Annotated in this window: 16 protein-coding genes and 1 other RNA gene; 16 read left to right on the top strand and 1 reads right to left on the bottom strand. The window is 38.8% G+C overall.

Annotated features, from left to right (window positions below; genetic code table 11):
- Positions 1-11 precede the first annotated feature (11 nt).
- Complete coding sequence (locus T498_RS0106850; protein WP_028235269.1) at positions 12-1,586, top strand: sensor histidine kinase; 1,575 nt, start codon at positions 12-14, stop codon at positions 1,584-1,586.
- A gap of 722 nt (positions 1,587-2,308) precedes the next feature.
- Here T498_RS0106850 and T498_RS0106855 read toward each other — a convergent pair.
- Positions 2,309-3,682 (bottom strand): citrate/2-methylcitrate synthase, encoded by a 1,374-nt coding sequence (locus tag T498_RS0106855; RefSeq protein WP_028235270.1) that lies wholly within the window; start codon positions 3,680-3,682, stop codon positions 2,309-2,311.
- A 318-nt stretch (positions 3,683-4,000) separates the two neighbouring features.
- Between T498_RS0106855 and pckA the strand changes: the two genes are divergently transcribed.
- From pckA to T498_RS0106925, 15 genes are all read left to right on the top strand, one after another.
- Entirely contained in the window at positions 4,001-5,614 is a 1,614-nt protein-coding gene (gene pckA / locus T498_RS0106860; RefSeq protein WP_028235271.1) for a phosphoenolpyruvate carboxykinase (ATP), read from the top strand.
- 171 nt (positions 5,615-5,785) lie between these two features.
- Positions 5,786-5,968: non-coding RNA, 6S RNA (ssrS, locus tag T498_RS16535), on the top strand.
- Positions 5,969-6,042: 74 nt separating this feature from the next.
- A complete protein-coding gene (locus tag T498_RS15165; RefSeq protein ID WP_051524647.1) occupies positions 6,043-6,906 on the top strand; it encodes a YihY/virulence factor BrkB family protein in 864 nt (287 codons plus the stop codon).
- A 69-nt stretch (positions 6,907-6,975) separates the two neighbouring features.
- Positions 6,976-8,022 carry a tRNA preQ1(34) S-adenosylmethionine ribosyltransferase-isomerase QueA gene (gene queA, locus T498_RS0106870; protein WP_028235272.1) on the top strand — a complete coding sequence of 349 codons (1,047 nt, stop codon included), beginning with the start codon at positions 6,976-6,978 and terminating at the stop codon, positions 8,020-8,022.
- Positions 8,023-8,058: 36 nt separating this feature from the next.
- Positions 8,059-9,114, top strand: a complete 1,056-nt coding sequence (pheS, locus tag T498_RS0106875) for a phenylalanine--tRNA ligase subunit alpha (RefSeq protein ID WP_028235273.1) — start codon at positions 8,059-8,061, stop codon at positions 9,112-9,114.
- 14 nt (positions 9,115-9,128) lie between these two features.
- The gene (gene pheT / locus T498_RS0106880) at positions 9,129-11,489 is read left to right on the top strand and encodes a phenylalanine--tRNA ligase subunit beta (RefSeq protein ID WP_028235274.1); all 2,361 of its coding nucleotides are present in this window, start codon (positions 9,129-9,131) and stop codon (positions 11,487-11,489) included.
- A 33-nt stretch (positions 11,490-11,522) separates the two neighbouring features.
- Positions 11,523-11,870, top strand: a complete 348-nt coding sequence (locus T498_RS0106885) for a PilZ domain-containing protein (protein ID WP_028235275.1) — start codon at positions 11,523-11,525, stop codon at positions 11,868-11,870.
- Positions 11,871-11,893: 23 nt separating this feature from the next.
- Positions 11,894-12,769, top strand: a complete 876-nt coding sequence (lgt, locus tag T498_RS15170) for a prolipoprotein diacylglyceryl transferase (RefSeq protein WP_036978023.1) — start codon at positions 11,894-11,896, stop codon at positions 12,767-12,769.
- Between the two features lie 268 nt (positions 12,770-13,037).
- Complete coding sequence (mraZ, locus tag T498_RS0106895) at positions 13,038-13,469, top strand: division/cell wall cluster transcriptional repressor MraZ (RefSeq protein ID WP_028235276.1); 432 nt, start codon at positions 13,038-13,040, stop codon at positions 13,467-13,469.
- Positions 13,469-14,413, top strand: a complete 945-nt coding sequence (gene rsmH / locus T498_RS0106900) for a 16S rRNA (cytosine(1402)-N(4))-methyltransferase RsmH (RefSeq protein ID WP_028235277.1) — start codon at positions 13,469-13,471, stop codon at positions 14,411-14,413. Before mraZ ends, rsmH begins: the two co-directional genes overlap by 1 nt.
- A gap of 76 nt (positions 14,414-14,489) precedes the next feature.
- A complete protein-coding gene (locus tag T498_RS0106905; protein ID WP_028235278.1) occupies positions 14,490-14,978 on the top strand; it encodes a hypothetical protein in 489 nt (162 codons plus the stop codon).
- A 14-nt stretch (positions 14,979-14,992) separates the two neighbouring features.
- Positions 14,993-17,047 (top strand): peptidoglycan D,D-transpeptidase FtsI family protein, encoded by a 2,055-nt coding sequence (locus T498_RS15175; protein WP_051524648.1) that lies wholly within the window; start codon positions 14,993-14,995, stop codon positions 17,045-17,047.
- A gap of 29 nt (positions 17,048-17,076) precedes the next feature.
- Complete coding sequence (mraY, locus tag T498_RS0106915; RefSeq protein WP_028235279.1) at positions 17,077-18,027, top strand: phospho-N-acetylmuramoyl-pentapeptide-transferase; 951 nt, start codon at positions 17,077-17,079, stop codon at positions 18,025-18,027.
- Between the two features lie 19 nt (positions 18,028-18,046).
- Positions 18,047-19,204, top strand: a complete 1,158-nt coding sequence (locus T498_RS0106920) for an FtsW/RodA/SpoVE family cell cycle protein (protein ID WP_051524649.1) — start codon at positions 18,047-18,049, stop codon at positions 19,202-19,204.
- A complete protein-coding gene (locus tag T498_RS0106925) occupies positions 19,197-19,964 on the top strand; it encodes a cell division protein FtsQ/DivIB (RefSeq protein ID WP_028235281.1) in 768 nt (255 codons plus the stop codon). The genes T498_RS0106920 and T498_RS0106925 overlap by 8 nt, the downstream gene beginning before the upstream one ends.
- Positions 19,965-20,081 lie beyond the last annotated feature (117 nt).

The raw sequence follows: 20,081 nt of genomic DNA on the forward strand, positions 1-20,081 counted from the left end.
TGGAGGAACTTGTGAAATCTAGTCGTATTAGTATTAAATGGAAGACATTCTCAATATTCTTGATTTTTGCCATAGTACTTTTAGGAGTACTATGGTTTTTTCAGATTGTCTACTTAAAAGATTTCTATAAAATCATAAAAAGAAAAGAAACAGAACATGTCCTTAATCAGGTTGAAGAGCTTTTGATTTCAGAGGATGACCCTACAGAGGATATTGAAAAAATAGCTGCCAGCAACAACTTAAGTGTCTATATTACAGACAGTGAAGGCAATCCCCTTTACAATGCTGAATATATTTCTAATTCACAAATGTCATCACTTCCTCAGTTCTTATTCAGCTTGTTTTATGAGCAGGCCGTAGCAAATGGTGGAGAAGCGGTTATAGAGTACAAGGGAAGCGAAATGCAACGCAATCTGGCTAAGGACCCTTTTCCAGAACAAAACGTTCCATTAGAGGAGCCAGGACAGGCTGGAGAAGATATACCTGCTGAGGGCGAAGAGCAGGCAGACGGTAAAATCGCATATACGATACCTAAAGAAAAGAAGGAAGAGCAGTTCAGACAGAACATTGGTAACGACATGGCTGAATCTGTTATCTATGTGCGTATTATAGAAAAAGATGGAACAGAAGAAGTACTTATGGTCAACTCTGTTCTTACTCCGGTAGATGCCACAGTATCTACCCTTAAGGCTCAGCTTGGAATCATATCGGCCATTATGGTAATCGTTGCATTTGGTCTTGCAGCCATCACATCAAGGCGAATATCAAAAGCTATTATAAGTCTTAATCATGGAGCTAAAAAACTTGCTGCCGGAGATTACTCTGTAAACTTCAATTCCAGGGATTACAAAGAAGTAGCAGAGCTTTCTGATACTCTTAACTATACAGCTACCGAGCTTGGCAAAACTGATAGTTTCCAAAAGGAACTTATAGCTAACGTATCACACGATTTGCGTACGCCACTTACTATGATTAAGGGCTACGCCGAAGTAATGAGAGACATACCGGGCGAAAACACACCTGAAAATGTTCAGGTAATCATTGACGAGACAGAGCGCTTAACAGGCCTAGTAAATGATATGCTAGACATTTCGAAACTCAAAGCTGGAACCATAACTATTCAGCCAGAAGAATACAACATAACCGAAAGTATTCGACACGTCCTTGAGCGCTATAACAAGCTTCGTGAAGTGGAGGGGTACACCATAGACTTCATATATGATGACGAGGTTATCGTATATGCGGATGAACAAAAAATGTATCAGGTACTCTACAACCTGGTAAACAACGCCATCAACTACACTGGTGACGATAAAAAGGTAACGGTAATCCAAAAGGTTACAGACGACATTCTCCGTATCGAAGTTATCGACACAGGCGAAGGCGTAAAACAGGAAGACATCCCATATGTATGGGATCGCTACTACAAGGACAAGAGTGCTCACAAACGCGCCATCCAAGGCACCGGATTAGGCCTTTCCATCGTAAAGAATGTCCTAGAGCTTCACGGCGCTAGATATGGCGTCTCAAGCGTCCAAGGCCAGGGTGCCACATTCTGGTTTGAACTACAACTCAATCCATTCTAAGAACGTTTTATATCTACAATGAGCCACAGCGCCCCGGATTATTCCGGGGCTTTTTGGCACCACTGACTTTTGTGCTGCAGACAGCCTCGTGCCAAATCCTGGCTTGCTGCGCCTCCCGCTATAGATACACAATCACAAAATTTTGATTTTCTAAATACTGCATGTCGCGTTCTTTATTAGCAGGTGTTCTTTCGATTCTTTGCAATTCGTGGGCAAGTGTTTGTGCTGTGCTGACACGCACAGCTTTTATTAATTACTACCAAAGCAGATTCGCAGTATAATTGCATGATTTTGAAATGAGCTTAGTAAAATAAGAAACAGGTTTTATAAAGTTTATATACGGGGTGCCATGGACGGCACCCCGAGCCTGATAGTGAAACGGACTGAACTTGAAGGCGGTATATAAACTTATAAAACCTGTTTCTTTAATTTTACTTAGTGAATGGAGTATGAATGCAATTATACTGCAAATCTGTTTGGTAGCAATGTATTTACTTTATAGTGTCAGCACTGCAACAAACACTTACCCACGAATTGCAAAACCAACGAAAGTACACATGCAGAAAGCTCCATCTGCAGTATTAAGAAAATCTAAAATTTTGCTCAAATGATGTATCTATAGCGGGAGGCGCAGCAAGCCAGAACATAGCACGAGGCTGTCTGATTTAAGGTGATGGGTGGCGCAAAAAGCCCTGCCGCTAGGGCAGGGCGCTGTGGCGTTGTTAGTCTACGACGCGTTCTTCGATTGGGATGTATTTTTTGTGTGGGCAAACGGTCATGTATGCTGGACGCATGATCTTGCCGCGGTGGCAAACCTCTTCCATGCGGTGGGCACTCCAACCGGCTATACGTGCGATGGCAAATATAGGAGTGAAGAGCTCGCCTGGGATGCCGAGCATCTGATATACGAAGCCAGAGTAGAAGTCTACGTTAGGTGATACACCTTTGTAGATTTTTCGCTCTTCGGCGATAATCTTTGGAGCAAGCTTAGCAACAAGCTCGTATAGATTGTATTCCTTTTCCATTCCTTTTTCTTTTGCAAGGTCTTCAACGAATGAATGGAATGTGAGAGCACGTGGATCTGATACAGAATAAATAGCGTGTCCCATACCATATATTAATCCGGCCTTGTCGAAGGCTTCGCCATGAAGTAAAGCACGTAAGTATGTGCTGACTTCTTCTTCGTCTTCCCAATCATTAAGGTGAGCCTTCATGTCTTCGAACATGCGGACAACTTTGATGTTGGCACCACCATGCTTAGGACCTTTGAGGGAACCTAAAGCTGCAGCGATAGCAGCGTAAGTGTCTGTGCCAGATGATGAAACTAAGTGAGTAGTGAATGTTGAGTTGTTACCACCACCGTGTTCCATGTGAAGAATAAGTGCAACGTCAAGAAGCTTCGCCTCAAGTGGAGTGAATTTGCTGTCTGGACGTAAACAATGCAAAATGTTTTCTGCAGTAGAGTATTCTGGCTTTGGTGGGTGAATGATAAGTGATGCATCATTATAATAGTAGTCGTAGGCTGCATAGCTGTATACCGAAAGAAGTGGGAAGTTAGCTATGAGCTGTAGACACTGTCTAAGTACGTTTGGTTCTGATGTATCATCTGCTCTATCATCAGTTGAATATAGAGCAAGAACAGATCTTGCAAGGGAGTTCATCATATCCTTTGATGGACTCTTCATAATCATATCTCTGACAAAATTTGGTGGAAGAGAACGGTACTGAGCTAAAAGCTTTTTGAAATCTTCAAGCTGATTTACAGTTGGAAGTGAACCAAATAAAAGAAGATAAGCACATTCTTCAAAACCAAAGTGCTGTTCAAAAGGAATGTTTTTTACTAAGTCTCTAACATTGTATCCTCTATAAAATAGTTCACCGTCGCAAGGGACTTCTTTGCCGTCAACAAACTTTTTTGAATTAACTTCAGAAATCTCTGTGATACCGACTAAAACACCTTTACCATTGAGATCACGTAAACCACGTTTTACATCGTAGGTTGTATATAATTCTGGGTCAATATATGAGGACTGTTTTGAAAGCTCAGCTAGCTTTTCTAGTTCTGGAGTAATTTCGCTGAAATTTTCGATAGCCATTATCATTTCCTCCTTTAACGTGCTAAAGTGATTTTAGCTATGTTACCATAAAACTAATTGATAGCACAAGATTAATTGTGCCATTTCTGATGATATTTTTTCAAGAATATTAGGTAGATTTTATTAAAATTTAAGAAATCCCTAAATCTTAGCAAAGTGACAAAAACTAAGCTAAAAAAATTGTATAAATCTGAGAACAGAAAACATTGACTTTATTTTAACGAAATTTTAAAATGGTAATCAGCGAAAATTAGTTTTTGACCCAATAAAATTGGGTTGACTAATAAAAATATAATTAGAAAAGTGAGGTAAGACAAGATGGCTAATGTTGATTTAACAAAGTATGGCATCACAGGAACAACAAACATCGTTCACAATCCTTCTTATGAGGAACTCTACAAGGCAGAGCTTGACTCTAAACTTGAGGGATACGAAGCAGGTAAGGAAACTGAGCTTGGCGCTGTTAACGTTATGACAGGTATTTATACAGGACGTTCTCCTAAAGATAAATACATCGTTATGGATGCTAATTCAAAGGATACTGTTTGGTGGACAACAGAGGGATATCCAAATGATAACCATCCAATGTCTGAAGAGGTTTGGGAGAAGGTAAAGAAACTCGCTAAGGAAGAACTTTCAAATAAGGATCTTTATGTAGTAGATGCATTCTGCGGTGCTAACAAGGATTCTCGTATGGCAGTTAGATTTATCGTAGAAGTTGCTTGGCAGGCACACTTCGTTGAAAATATGTTCATTAAGCCAACAGCTGATGAGCTTGCAAACTTCGAGCCAGACTTCGTAGTTTACAATGCATCAAAGGCTAAGGTTGAAAACTATAAGGAACTTGGACTTAACTCTGAGACATGTGTAGCTTTCAATATCACATCTAAGGAGCAGGTTATCATCAACACATGGTACGGCGGAGAGATGAAGAAGGGTATGTTCTCTATGATGAACTACTTCCTTCCACTAAAGGGCATGGCTTCAATGCATTGCTCAGCTAACTGCGATATGGATGGAAAGCACACAGCAATCTTCTTTGGTCTTTCTGGTACAGGTAAGACTACTCTTTCTACAGATCCAAAGCGTCGTCTTATCGGTGATGATGAGCACGGTTGGGATGATAACGGTGTATTCAACTTTGAAGGTGGTTGCTATGCAAAGGTTATCGGTCTTGATAAGGAATCTGAGCCAGATATCTACAATGCAATCAGAAGAGATGCTCTTCTTGAGAACGTAACAGTAGCTGCTGATGGTAAGATTGATTTTGATGATAAGAGTGTTACAGAGAATACTCGTGTATCTTATCCAATCGAGCACATCAACAATATTGCAGCTGAGGTAAATAAGGTTTCTGCTGGTCCTGATGCTGATAACGTAATCTTCCTCTCAGCAGATGCGTTTGGAGTACTTCCTCCAGTATCTATCCTTACACCAGAGCAGACAAAGTACTACTTCCTTTCAGGATTTACAGCAAAGCTTGCTGGTACTGAGAGAGGTATTACAGAGCCTACACCTACATTCTCTGCTTGCTTCGGCCAGGCATTCCTTGAGCTTCACCCAACAAAGTATGCTGAGGAGCTCGTTAAGAAGATGGAGAAGTCTGGAGCAAAGGCATACCTTGTAAATACAGGTTGGAACGGAACAGGAAAGCGTATCACAATCAAGGATACAAGAGGAATCATCGATGCTATCCTTAATGGTGACATCAAGAATGCTCCTACAAAGACAATTCCTATGTTTAACTTCGAAGTTCCTACAGAGCTTCCAGGAGTTGATCCAGCAATTCTTGATCCTAGAGATACATATGCTAATGCTTCTGAGTGGGAAGAGAAGGCTAAGGATCTTGCAGCTAGATTCAACAAGAACTTTGTTAAGTACACAACAAATGAAGCTGGTAAGGCACTTGTTTCAGCAGGTCCACAGTTATAATTAAATCTTATGATTAAATAACAAAAGTGTCGCATTGTTACATGTAAATATGTACATTGCGACACTTTTGATTTTTATAACTCTGAATGATGACTTTGTGAAAAAACAGTTCTTTATTTTGTCACAAATATGTTGTAATATAATTGCAGGTAGTAAAGATACCGAATTAAAACTAACCTGGGATGTACGATTTAACTTATCCTTTTTGAACCTACATTTACTTTAAACGGAATGCCTATATTTCTAGTTGGCTGTCATGCCTCCATTGCGCAGTGGAAGACAAAAGACTAGTTGCGGCGATCCACCTAGCTAGAGCTAGGAGTCAATTGATAGGCCCGGCATTTTGGGGTAGTAGAGACCATGCTTTGCATGGTCTCTTTTCTTTTGCCTAATTCTTTGCTAAAATCAATGCATTGAGGAGAATGATTATGTGGACATTTTTAGGATATGGAAAAACATATTTGGATAAATGCGGCAGGGATAATATAGGAGCTTATGCTGCTCAGACTGCATACTTTATGATTATGACTTCTATTCCAGTCATGATGCTTTTGGTGTGGATTGCTGGATATGTTCCTTCTATTAATGAGTATCTTAATGAGCTGATTTATGATGTGGTGCCAGCTACATTTTCGCCTTATTTAGCCAGGGTGTATCGCATGGTTACCAAGGCATCTCTTGGAACAATCTCTATTTCTGTAATCATGGCAATCTGGTCATCTGGTAAGGCCTTTCAAAACCTTATGGTAGGTCTTAATCAGGTCAACAAAATAGAGGAGACCAGAGGATGGGTCGCTAGACGTCTAAGAGCTATTTTCTATACTATGATTTTGCTTTCTGTAATTGTAGTAATAATGCTTATGCTTGTCTTTACACAGAAGTTTCAGTACTACGCAGAAAACTATTATGGCTTGCTTGCTTATGTAGTGGGCATCAGGCCATTGTTTAGAGGCATATTTGTATTCATATTTCTTGTGATAGTGTTTACATTTTTATTTGCGGTTCTACCGAATAAACATATTTCATTTTTTAGCCAGCTACCAGGTGGATTCATATGTGCTGCAAGCTGGTATATATTCAGTATGTTTTTGGCTATATGGGTTAAAATTTTTAACAATTTTTCAATGTACGGCACATTTGCAACCATGATGATGTTTATGTTTTGGCTGTATTTTTGTATGTATTTTATGCTTATGGCAGCCGAAGCTAATTTCTTTTTTGCTCAATCCTTTGGAATGGCATGGAACAAATTTATTCATGGCGGCAAGGCACGTAACACTAAAGTGGACTGACCTAAAATTGTGTGCTAAACTATTTACGCTTTAAACAAATAATGATTTATATATATAGAAAGAATAGTTATGTTAGTAAAAGATTTTGATTACGAGCTTCCAGAGGAGCTCATTGCGCAGGACCCTCTTGAAAAGAGGAGCAATTCAAGGCTGATGGTCTTGGATAAAAACACAGGCGATATTTGTCATCGTCACTTCTATGATATCAAGGAATATCTCAGACCAGGAGATTGCCTGGTTATCAACAACACAAAAGTTATTCCAGCAAGATTATACGGAGCCAGAGTTGGTTCCGGTGGAAAAGTTGAAATATTGCTTCTTAAGAGAATTAGCGATAACAGGTGGGAATGTCTTGTAAAGCCAGGAAAAAAGGCTCGCCCAGGAATGGAGATTTCTTTTGGTGATGGACTTTTAATAGGTAAGATAGTAGATATCGTTGATGAAGGAAATCGTATTATCGAATTTTCGTACGATGGTATTTTCGAAGAGATTCTAGATAAGCTTGGAGAAATGCCACTTCCACCATATATAACACATAAGCTTAAAGATAGAGACAGATATCAAACAGTTTATGCTAAGTATGATGGTTCTGCAGCTGCACCTACAGCGGGGCTTCACTTTACACCTGAGCTCTTAGAGGAAGTTAAGGCAATGGGAGTTAAGATTGCCGAGGTTACACTTCATGTAGGCCTTGGAACCTTTAGACCTGTAAAGGAAGAAGAAGTGTTAGAGCACCACATGCACTCTGAGTACTACGAGCTCAATCAGGAGGCCTGCGACATTATTAATGAAACAAAGGCTGCTGGCGGAAGAATCATTTCTGTTGGAACTACCAGTACTCGTACTCTTGAGTCGGCTGCTGAACCAGGCAAGCCACTAGAGCCAAAGAGTGGTTGGACACAGATCTTTATTTACCCAGGATATGAGTTTAAGGTTATCGATGGCCTTATTACTAATTTCCATTTGCCACAGTCCACACTTATTATGCTTGTGTCAGCACTTGCTGGAAGGGAACATGTACTTGCAGCATATGAAGAGGCAGTTAGAGAAAAATACCGCTTTTTCTCATTTGGTGATGCAATGTTAATTATTGAAAATGAAGATGCTAACTGTTAAAATTTTTAGTTAGATTTATGATTTAGGGAGGAAGCCATGTTAGATATAATATCTGAATTGAGCACCAAGTTTGAAACAGAGCTTCAGAATATCAAAAACTCTGAGGAGCTTGAGAATATCCGTGTTTCTTACTTGGGAAAAAAGGGTAGTGTTACAGCTGCCATGAAGGAAATGGGCAAGCTTTCAGCTGAGGAGAAGAAGGAGTTTGGCCAGAAGATTAACGTACTTAAAAATACTGTTGCTGATAAAATCGCAGCAAAGAAAGAAGAAATTGCAGCTTTAGAGCTTCAAAAGGAAATCGATAAAGTTCCTGAGTTTGATATTTCTCTACCAGAGCATTTTGATCAGGGAAGCTTTCATCCAATTACACTTGTTCAGCGCCAGTGCGAGACTATCTTTAAGTCTATGGGCTTTACAGTGGAGGATTATAGCGAAGTAGTTACTGATTACGAATGCTTTGAATCTGTTAACATCCCTAAATATCACCCTGCAAGAGATATGCAGGATACATATTATCTTGAAAATGGACAGCTTCTTAAGTCTCAGACTACAGCTGCACAGAATGCAATTTACAAGAAATATCGTAAACAGCTTATCGAAGATGGTACACCAATTAAAGCTATCTTCCCAGGCCGTTGCTTTAGAAATGAAGCTACAGATGCTTGTCATGAAAACACATTCTTCCAGATGGAAGGTGTTATGGTTGGCAAGAACATTTCTATTTCAAACCTTATCTACTTTATGAAGACTATGCTTTCTGAAGTATTTAGACGTGATATTAAGGTTCGTTTACGTCCAGGTTTCTTCCCATTTGTGGAGCCAGGCTTCGAGCTTGATATCAACTGCCTAAACTGTGGTGGTAAGGGTTGCCCTTCTTGCAAGCATTCAGGATGGCTTGAGCTTTGTCCTTGTGGTATGGTTCATCCTAAGGTTCTTGAAGAGGGCGGCATTGATCCTGAAAAGTATACAGGTTTTGCTTTCGGTCTTGGTCTTACAAGACTTGCAATGATGAAATACGGAATTAAAGACATTCGTGATCTGAACAGCGGTAATCTTGCAAGCTTAGCTCAGTTCACTGATGATGAGCAGTAAGGGAGGACGAAAGTATGTTTATTTCAATGAATTGGATCTCTGATTTTGTTGACATTGAAGGTCTTGACAAGATGGAGCTTATTGCTAAGTTTTCTCTTGCAACAGCAGAGGTTGAAAATGATATTTTCCACAAAGGTGAAGACTTATCTGGTGTAGTTGTTGCTGAAATCAAATCAGTAGAAGAGCATCCAGAGTCAAAGAAGCTTCACTTATTAAAGGTAGATGCTGGTGATGGCAAGCTTACAGATGTAGTCTGCGGCGCACCAAATGTTCGCGTTGGTATGAAGACAGCTTTTGCAAAGGTTGGAGCCAAGCTTGGAGAAATCACAATTGCACCACGTCCATTAGCAGGCTATGATTCATTCGGTATGTGCTGCTCAGAGAAGGAAATCGGAATCTCTGATAACAACGATGGAATTATGGATATCCTTGAGGATGTTGCAAACGGTACTGATATCAAAGATCTATATGAAATCGATGATATCATCTTCGAAGTAGATAACAAATCACTTACAAACCGTCCTGACCTTTGGGGACATTATGGTATTGCAAGAGAGTTTGCTACAATTGCAAAGCGTCCACTTAAGGAACTTCCAACACTTGATTTAAGCAAGTATGACAATCTTGAAAAGGTTGATATTAAAATAGAAGATGAGCTTTGCCAGAGATATTCATCTCTTAAGGTAGAAAACATTGAAAAGAATGTTGCACCAATGAATATGCGTATTCGTCTTTTCTACTGTGGCATGAGAGGTATTAACCTTCTTGCAGATCTTACAAACTACATCATGCTTGAAATGGGTCAGCCAATGCATGCATTTGATGCTCGTAAGCTTGAAAAGATTCGTGTTAAGAGATTTGATAAGCCATTTACTTTTACAACACTTGATGGTGTTGAAAGAAATATAGATGAGAACACTCTTATGATTTGCAACGGTGATACACCAGTTGGTATCGCAGGTATCATGGGTGGTCTTGATTCAGAAATCGTAGAAGACACAACAACACTTACACTTGAGTCAGCTACATTTAATGCAGCCTCTATTAGAAAGAGTGCAGTTCGTCTTGCTCACAGAACAGATGCATCAGCTCGCTATGAAAAGAGCCTTGATCCAGAAATGACAACAGTAGCAATTGCCAGATTTATGAAGCTTCTTTCTGAAATCGATCCTGGTGTTAAGGTTGTATCCGCACTTACAGATGAATATGCATTCCATTATCCACATATAACTCTTGATTTTGATAAGGATTTTGTGGATAAGTACACTGGAATTGAAATCAGTGATGAGCATATTGTTAATACACTTACATCTTTAGGATTTGGTATCACACAAAATGGTAAGGACTTCCATGTAGATGTTCCTTCATATCGTGCAACAAAGGATATCAGCTTAAAGGCAGATATCATCGAAGAGATTACACGTATTTATGGATATGATAACTTTGAGTTATCTACAACAAATGCGCCTCTTTATCCAGTTCGCATGGATGAGACAAAAAATGTTGAAGATAGAATAAAGGATATTCTTGTTAAGAGATTCAAGCTTCACGAGGTTCATTCATATGTATGGCAGTACGCTGATGAGTACAAGAAGCTTGGAATGGAAGTAGAAGAGAACATTAAGCTTGCTAATTCTACAAACCCTAACATTGAAACACTTCGTCGTTCAATTATTCCTACACAGCTTTGCCAGGTAAACTATAACACTGGCTACGCTACAGATTTTGGTATTTTTGAAGTAGGACGTGTTGTTGAAGGTCTCAAGGAAGATGGCCTTTGCAGTGAGAAAAAGAAGCTTTGCATCACATTGTTCTCTAAGACAAAGTCACTTGAGTCTCTTTATTTTGAGCTTCGTGATATGATTGCTGAAACAATCGAGGATGTTAGACATAAGTCTCTTACATACAAGAAGCTTGAGGCTACTCATTCTTATGAACATCCAAAGAACCTTAATGCACTTATCCTTGATGAGGTTCAGATTGGTGAGATTGGTGTTGCACATCCACTTGTATCTAAGAAGATTGATAAGAAGGCAGCTATTGTCTTTGCAGAAATCGATGTTGAAGCTCTTGCAAACATTGCTCAGCAGACAATTGTTTATGAGGAACCATCAAAATATCCATCAATTGAAGTAGATTTATCATTTATTGCCGAGAAATTTTCTGAAATAAATGATACAATAAAAGAGAGCGCTGGAAATATTCTGAAGAAAGTTGGAGTTACTGATGTATATTCAGACGGTGCTGGTAAGTCAATCACAGTTAGATTATTATTTGGTGACGATGAGCGTACTCTTACACACGAGGAAGTTCAGAGCCAGGTTGACGATGTAATTGAGAAGCTTAAGAATAAAGGAATTAATCTTAAGAACTAATCTATTAACTAATTGCGTTGGGAGGAACTGAGCATGGAAGAAAAGAGAAAGAATAAGCGTCTGGAGATTGATGTAAAGGTTGAAATCGAGCGTATCGATGAAGACAATATCACTACTGTAAAGTACATGGAGGTAGAGGTTACTAATATTTCCAAGACAGGCTTAGCATTCAAAGTGCCAAATGTAGAATTTGAAGTTGGAGCATGTTTTGATGCCAAGATTCAGATTTGGACAAAGGAGACTATCGACACTGTATTTAAGGTTGTTAGAGTTAATCCATGTGAGGATGGAGTTTATGAGTATGGCTGTATCTTTGTTGGCATGACAGATACAGATGCGCTCAAAATCGAAATCTACCAGTTGTTTAACGACGCAGATTAATTGTTACTTAAGGGAGAATTATATTGAACACTAGTATTATTTTCCCTAATTTGCATATTACACTAGATAATGTTGGAAAAGGATTCTATATTGGATCCTTTTTCATTGCTTTTTACGGAGTAATTATCGCAATTGGTATGCTGATTGGGGTCAGTTTTATTTTAAAAGAGGCCAAAAGAGTTGGCTTTGATGAAGATCAGTTTTTAGATATCTGTATTATTACAATAGTAGTAGGAGTCTTGGGCGCCAGGCTTTATTATGTGGCATTTGCCTGGGAATATTATAAAGATAATCCTATAGATGCCCTTAATATCAGGCAGGGTGGATTGGCAATTTATGGCGGTGTTCTTGCTGGTATAGCTTGTGTCTATGTGCTTTGCAAGATGAAAAAGTTTAAGTTTTTAAAGGTTGTGGATGTTGCAATCTTTGGAGTTATCATCGGACAGATTTGCGGTCGCTGGGGCAATTTTTTCAACAGAGAAGTGTTTGGACAGTATACAGATGGGCTTTTTGCTATGCTGTTACCTCTTGACGCTATTCGCTCTCAAAGTGATGTAACTGCGGAAATGCTTGCAAACCTAGTTCAGATTGATGGCGTAAGCTACATTAGTGTGCATCCTACTTTTTTGTATGAATCCCTTTGGAACTTGGGACTTTTGATATTCTTGCTTCTTACAAGAAAGAAAAAGAAGTTCGACGGTTATGTATTCTTTACCTATCTTATAGTGTATGGAGCTGGCAGATTCTGGATAGAGGGTGTAAGAACTGATCAATTAAAGCTTTGGGGAACCAGCTTACCTGTATCACAGCTTGTTGCTGCAATCATGATTGTGATAGGCGCCGGGCTTATGTTTTATAATTACAAAAGCAATTCAGAAAATTACTCGCTGCCAAATTAGGAGTTGAGTGACACAAAATTGTTCATATATTGTATTTTTTTAAAGACATTGGAGTTTCCAATGTCTTTTTTTTGCCATTTTTTATCAGATATTGTGCTTTTTGTGGTCTGGTCCACCACTTTACACCACATATAGAAAAGCCCGAAAAACACCGATTTTTCACGGTTTGTGGGTTGCGCAATAGGCATTTTTAGTATAAAATGTAGTTAAAAGTGGAGGAAAGTGGAAGAATAGTGTCACAAAGTGGTGGAAAGGAGGAAGTGCCAGTATGTTCATGGGTGAATACAGTCATAATATAGACGCGAAAAATCGTCTCATTATGCCTGCAAAGTTTCGTGAACAGCTTGGAGAACACTTCGTAGCCACTAAAGGACTAGATGGATGCCTGTTTGTATATCCTCTGAGCGAATGGAAGACAATAGAGGAGAAATTTAGAGAGATTCCACTTACCACCAAGGATGCCAGAAAATTCTCCCGTTTCTTCTTCGCGGGAGCCGCCGAGTGCGACGTGGATAAACAAGGACGTGTACTTATCCCAAATACGCTAAAGGAATATGCAGGAATCGACAAAGAGGTGGTTTCCGTGGGTGTCCTAAACCGAATTGAAATTTGGTCTAAGGAGAGATGGAGCACTGAAGGCACTTACGAAGATATGGATGAAATAGCAGAGCATATGGCAGAGTTAGGATTAGGAATCTAATGGAATTTAATCATTACAGTGTTCTCTTAAATGAGACAATCGATAATTTGAATATAAAGCCTGATGGGATTTACGTTGATGGAACTCTTGGAGGCGGTGGCCATTCATACGAGATAGCTAGTCGCTTAACAACTGGTCATCTGTACGGATTTGATCAGGATACAGATGCACTTAAGGCTGCAGGAGAGCGCCTTACACCATTCAAGGATAGAGTGACAACAATTCATAGCAATTATGAATTCATGAAAGAAAAGCTTAAAGAGCAGGGTGTTACATCAGTAGATGGAATTATGCTTGATCTTGGAGTGTCAAGCTTCCAGCTGGATGAAGCTGACAGAGGCTTCACTTACAGAGTAGATGATGCACCACTTGATATGAGAATGGATAAGGATAGTGAGATGACAGCAGCAGACATCGTTAACACTTATTCACCAGAAGATTTAACAAGAGTTCTTTTTACATATGGCGAGGAAAAGTTTTCTAAGCAAATTGTTAAGAACATTGTTAAGGAGAGAGAAAAAACACCAATCCTCACAGCAGGACAGCTTAACAAAATAATTGCTGAAAGCATTCCTAAGAAAGCGCAGGTAGGACAGGGACATCCATCAAAGAGAACTTACCAGGCACTTAGGATAGAGCTAAACAGGGAGTTGACGGTCTTAGAAGACCACATAGATGACATGATTGATTTGCTTAATCCTGGCGGAAGATTATGCATTATCACATTCCACTCACTGGAGGACAGAATCACAAAGGTTGCTTTCAAGAGAAACGAAAACCCATGTACTTGTCCAAAGGATTTTCCAGTTTGTGTTTGTGGAAAGAAATCGAAAGGTAAGGTTGTTACAAGAAAGCCAATCTTACCAAGCGAGAAGGAGCTTGAAGAGAATTCGAGATCGAAAAGCGCAAAGCTTAGAGTTTTCGAGAAGGTTATTGAGGCCTGAGAAACCTCAATAGAATGTAGTATTGGTAGAGGGAGTTAAATTACTAGTTTTAATTGCAATAAATAGGAGTTAGAGAATGCAGGAAGTAAGAACTTATTACTACAATCAGGGAAACGCGGTTAGAAAAGAGGCTGAATTTGTATTACAGCCTACTAGAACTCTGCCTACAAGAGCACAGCGAGAAAGAGAGAAGCGCGAAGACGCTATTCGTAGACAGAAGATAACAGACAGAAGACGTGCGGCAGCCCTTAGAAAAAATAGATTATTAACTGGCTATATGATTATGGCAGTAATGCTTACTTGCTTCATGCTTGTTGCATATGTTGCTTTACAGACAAACGTTACTACCAGAATGAATCACATTGCAAGCCTTGAAAACGAATTATCAACTGTAAATGCTGATAACAAGGCAGCAGAGAGCCGAATTGCCATGACTACAAATCTTACTGAGATTAAGGATAGAGCTATCAACGAATTAGGTATGGTATATGCAACTAGCAGCCAAATAGTGTATTATAGTGTGGATGGCGCAGACTACATGAGCCAGTATAAAGATATTCCATAAGTAAGAGTGTAATAATGGCTGAAAATAAGAGACGTAGGTTAAAACCGAATAATAAAATATTAAAAAGAATGCAACGCAAGCTCTGGTTAGTTTTTGGAGTTGTTTGTATTCTTTTTGTCGTTCTGATAGGACGTGTAATGTACATCCAACACACAAGTGGGGATAAATACGAAAAGATTGTATTATCTCAGCAGGATTACAACAGCACCACAATTCCTTTTCAACGAGGAAATATTATCGATGCTAGAGGCACAGTCCTTGCAACAAGTGTAGATGTCTACAATGTTATTCTTGATTGCAAGGTGCTTAATGCCAATGAGGATGCTATTACCACAACAATCACAGCAGTTACAAGCTGCTTTGATGAAATCGATGCAGAGACTATAAAGACTCAGCTTGCTAATAACGGTACATCTCAGTATTATGTTTTAGCAAAAAAGGTATCCTATGAGGAAATGGCATCATTTGAGGAGCTTAAGGCAAGCGATGATTACAAAGGTAAGGTGTTTGGTATATGGTTTGAAAAGGAATATATCAGACAGTATCCATATGGAAGCCTTGCGGCTGCTACTATTGGTTATGCTAGTGGTGGAAATGTTGGTGTTATTGGCCTTGAAAACAAATATTCAAGTGTTCTCAATGGTGTGAATGGTCGTACATACGGTTATCTCAATTCTGATAGCAATCTTGAGACAACAACAATAGATGCCACAAACGGAAATAACATAGTTCTTTCCTTAGATGTTAACATCCAGACTATAGTAGAAAATGCTATTAAGGAATGGAATGACAAGACTATGGCTGAGTATAATGCAGCTAATCCGGATGCACCAGAGGCTTTTGGTTCGCTTCATACAGCAGTTCTTGTTATGAATCCAAATAACGGCGAAATTTACGCTATGGCTCAGTATCCTACATTTGACTTGAATAATCCTCGTGATTTATCTGCATTTTATACAAAAGAACAGCTTGCAGAGATGTCAACAGATGATAAAATGGATGAGTTGAATAAAATTTGGCAGAATTTCTGTATCACTTACACATACGAGCCGGGTTCTACATTCAAACCATTCACAGTCGCAATGGGATTAGAGACAGGAGTTATGACTGGCGATGAGACATATTTCTGCGATGGTGGCGAGATGATTAGTGGCTACCCTAAGCTTGTAAAGTGTGTTGCATATCGAAAGGGTGGACATGGCACACAGACAATCGCCGAGGCTTTATCTAATTCTTGCAACGATGCTTTGATGCAAATGGTTAGAGTTATTGGGCCAGAGACATTTGCAAAATATCAATCTATCTTTGGATTTGGACAAAAGACTGGCATAGATCTTACCGGAGAGGCAAGTACAGCAGGACTTATATATAGTGAAAAGGATCTCAATTCATCTATCAACCTTGCAACTAATTCATTTGGACAGAACTTTAACACCACAATGATACAGCTTGCTACTGGATTTAGTTCGTTGATAAATGGTGGATATCTTTACGAGCCACATTTGGTTACAAAGATTACAGATTCTAATGGCAACACAGTTGAGGAAATAGAGCCAACAGTGCTTAAGAGAACTATTTCAAGCGAGACAGGAGACTTGCTTAGAAGTTATCTTGAATACGTTGTATCTGATGGTACAGGTAAGACTGCTGGTGTGGCAGGATACAGAATCGGTGGTAAAACAGGTACTGCCGAAAAATTACCTAGAGGAAATCATAAATATCTGGTATCATTTATAGGCTTTGCGCCTGTTGATGATCCACAGGTAGTAGTTTATGTTATTGTAGATGAGCCAGGTGTTGGAGCTGTTGGTGATAATCAGGCTCACAGTAGTTTTGCTCAGGAAATTTGTCATAACATATTTGAACAGATTCTTCCATATTTAGGTGTTGAATCTTCATTGTCAGAGGAAGAGGAAGCAGAGGCTGCAGCTGCACTTACTGAGGCAGCTCAAGCAACAGATTCTCCAGAGGCAGTAGAGGCAGATGAAGGAGGAACAGAGGATACTCCAGAGGGAGAGGAGTCTACCGCTGATCCAACAGAAACACCAGAGGTTGAAGAAGAACAATAATTATTAGAGGAATTTAGAATTGGAGTATTATGATGTTTGAAGTTTTATTACCTATGTTAGTTGCGTTTGTATTGGTACTTGTTTTAGGACCAATATGCATACCTGCATTAAGACGCCTTAAGATGGGAAACACTGAGAGAGAATACATTAAAGAGCACAAAGTTAAAAATGGTACACCATCTATGGGTGGAATCATGATTTTAATAGCTTTTGCTATTGTTGGATTTTACAATGCAAGGTATTGCCCACATATCTATCCAATCGTATTTTTAACATTAGGATTTGGTATATTAGGTTTTGTTGATGATTTGCTTAAAGCACTAAAGCGCAGCTCTGATGGACTTAAGGCATGGCAGAAGATGCTTGGGCAGATTTTGCTTACAACAGGCTTTGCAGTGTATATGGTTAAGTTTTCTGATATATCATTAGAAATGAGAATTCCATTTACTGGTGCATTTATTGATATGGGATGGTTTTCTGTAGTTGTTTTGTATTTGGCAGTTATTGGTACAGTCAATGGTGCTAATTTCACAGACGGCTTAGATGGACTTGCAACATCTGTTACTCTTGCTATTGCAGCATTCTTTGGAGTAGCAGCAATACATCTTTATTCAGATATTACTCCTGCAATCTGTGGAATGATTGGCGCATTATTTGGTTTCCTTATGTTTAATGTTCATCCAGCCAAGATTTTCATGGGCGACACAGGTTCACTTGCCCTTGGAGCATTTGTTGCATCAAGCGCTTATATGCTTAAGATGCCAATATTCATTATTATTGTTGCGCTTATTTATTTAGTAGAGGTTTTATCCGTTATTCTTCAGGTAGGCTACTTTAAGCTTACAGGAGGAAAGCGAATCTTTAGAATGGCTCCAATTCATCATCATTATGAGCTTGGTGGCTGGTCTGAAGTAAAAGTTGTTGCAGTATTTACTACAGTTACAATTTTCTTATGCGTATTTGCGTATTACATGATTTAAGGTTTCGGGGAAGAGTTTTATGGTAAGAGAAAAAGAGTATGCCGCCTCCAGGCGTGAGGCTAGGCGAAGAAAAAGAATAAAAAAACTTCTTAATTTTGATTATACCTTATTGCTTATCGTGATATTCATCCTTGCTTTCGGTCTTGTAATGCTTTATAGTACATCAGCCTATGCGGCAGCCTTGAAAAAAGGAAACTCTGTTTTCTACTTAAAGAGGCAGATGTTTGCCGCAGGATTAGGTTTTGTTGGAATGTTTTTTTCTACCAAAATTGATTATAGAAGATGGTCTCATTTTGTTTGGCCAATTTATATAATTTCTATTTTCTTATGTATCATAGTTGTATTCGTTGGAACTAATATTAATGGACAGTCCCGTTGGTTGAGCATAGGTGGAATTCAGTTTCAGCCTTCCGAAATCGGAAAGGTTGCTGTAATTATGTTGCTTGCCAATGTTATTGATAGAGCACCAAAAGCACAGCGTTCCTTCCAGGGCTCAATGAAGACTTTGGCATTGGTACTACCTTTGTTTGCTGTCGTTGGTTATAACAACCTTTCGACTGCTATCATTATTATGGGTATTGCCTTTGTTATGGTTTTTATCGCCTCTCCAAAGTTTTGGTATTTTACTGCAGCTGCAGGCGGAGCAGTACTTTTGGTAATTGTTTACATTTCACTTGCAAGTTATCGAGCTGGTAGAATTGGAGCGTGGCTTCACCCAGAGGATTACATAAGCAGTACAGGTTATCAGACCTTACAAGGCTTATACGCTATAGGTAGCGGCGGCCTTTTTGGTAAAGGATTAGGCGAGAGTATGCAAAAATATATCGTTCCTGAGGCACAAAACGATATGATATTTTCTATCATATGTGAGGAGCTAGGTGTATTTGGTGCAGTTTGTATAATCCTTTTATATATACTTATGCTATACCGCCTTCTATTCATTGCAAGTCATGCAAAGGATATGTTTGGTTCATACATATGCATAGGAATTATGACACACATTGCACTTCAGGTTGTTTTAAATATTGCCGTTGTTACTAATTCCATTCCAAATACAGGTGTAACTTTGCCGCTTATAAGTTATGGAGGTACATCGGTAGCGATACTTTTAACAGAGCTTGGATTGGCACTTAGTGTTTCTAAGAATATGGAATTCAAGGAGGATGATGATGTCTAGACGACGGAAGAAAAGACGTGGAATAGGTAGCTTCATCCTGGTACTAATAGAAATTATACTTGCGATAGTTATACTTGGAATGATATTTGCAGCCGCAGCGTTTTATTTCTGTACCCTGAAGGATGTCACAGTTGAAGGAACTGATTTATACACGAAAGAAGAAGTTACCGGTTACATTTTAGATGACAAATACTCAAGTAATGCAATGTATGCTTTCTTTAAGAATAAGATATTCCCTAAGTCAGATGCCGAATTTATCGAATCATTTGATGTAGAGCTAACTGGAATGAATTCTTTAAAGATAATATGTAATGAAAAGACAATCTTAGGTTACATGGTGACTGAAGAAGGTAAATACATTTATTTTGATTACGATGGAATAATTGTAGAAATCAGCGATGCCTTTGTTGATAGAGGCTATATGCGAGTCGATGGAGTAGAGTGTCAGGAACCAAAAATTGGAGAAGAGCTATCCATCGGAGAAGATCAGATAGGCTATTTGACAGCACTGATTAAAATTCTACAGAAAAATGAATTAATGCCAAATGTTATATCATATGATGAGAGAGGAAGGATAACTCTTGGGTATGATACATATAATATATCACTTGGAAGCAGTGTTTATCTTGAAGAGAAGATAGACCGTTTGCTTAGGATTTTGCCACAGATAGATGGAATGTATGGCACACTACATCTTGAGAATTATTCTAGCCAAAATACAGATATTGTATTTGAGAAAGAGGATTCTGAAGAAGAATAAAATGGATTTTTTAGTAGAAAATGGTTGCGAAATAGGGAGAAAAACTATAATATAATAATAGTATTTATGTAGATAAGATGAATTTTATTATTTTTACATAAATATTGTTTGGTATTA

It is taken from the genome of Pseudobutyrivibrio sp. MD2005 (assembly GCF_000621865.1).
Taxonomy (GTDB): domain Bacteria; phylum Bacillota; class Clostridia; order Lachnospirales; family Lachnospiraceae; genus Pseudobutyrivibrio.